The sequence below is a fragment of the Vibrio sp. 1727 genome, from assembly GCF_033344415.1.
Classification (GTDB): domain Bacteria; phylum Pseudomonadota; class Gammaproteobacteria; order Enterobacterales; family Vibrionaceae; genus Vibrio; species Vibrio alginolyticus.
The window spans coordinates 1-622 of the sequence record NZ_JAWPOT010000404.1 but is presented as its reverse complement, the minus strand read 5'-3'; the positions used below and the strand labels follow the sequence as shown (position 1 = coordinate 622).

Genomic DNA, 622 nt, shown 5'->3' with positions numbered 1-622 from the left:
CTCGGTTACTTTCGCGATCACGGTAATGACCATTGGGGCACGAAACGGCGCATTTTTCACTTTTTCGATCACAGCCTCATCACTATGGTCTGCAATCGCGGCTTTCACCAAAATATCTGATAGCTTCTTCAAACCATCACCTTGAGCAATCACAAAACGCCAAGGGGTTAAGCCCGCATGGTCAGGAGCACGAAGACCTGCACGAATAATATTCTCCAACGCTTTGCCCTCTGGTGCTGGCGGAGATAATTTGGCGATAGAGCGACGGTTAAGCAAAAGATCGAGAGCTTCCATGAGCGAGTCCTTATTGAATCTAACTGTTATTTTCTTTGCTGCTCACTTTAGCATAATCCTCTCACTCGAATAACAATCTGTTTTTTAGGGATTATCGTGATGATTCACACAAACCGAGATTGACAGAAACAAAAAAGCTGCGCATCACACGCAGCTTTTGAGTCATATCAAGCTCGATGTTATAGCTTCACAGCAAGTTTTACGCCTTGGCGAATTGCGCGCACTGCATCCAACTCACCGGCATGATCAGCGCCACCGATGATATGCAGTTTTTCACCAAGTTCAGACCACTTGTCTTCAAACGGACGTACTGATTCCTGTCCCGCAC

General features: G+C 46.3%; 1 protein-coding gene. It reads right to left on the bottom strand.

Translation table 11 applies throughout. The features are described from left to right. A partial coding sequence (locus R8O10_RS26010; protein ID WP_318192068.1) for a nitroreductase family protein occupies positions 1-294 on the bottom strand: 294 nt, incomplete at its 3' end. Between the last annotated feature and the right edge of the window lie 328 nt (positions 295-622).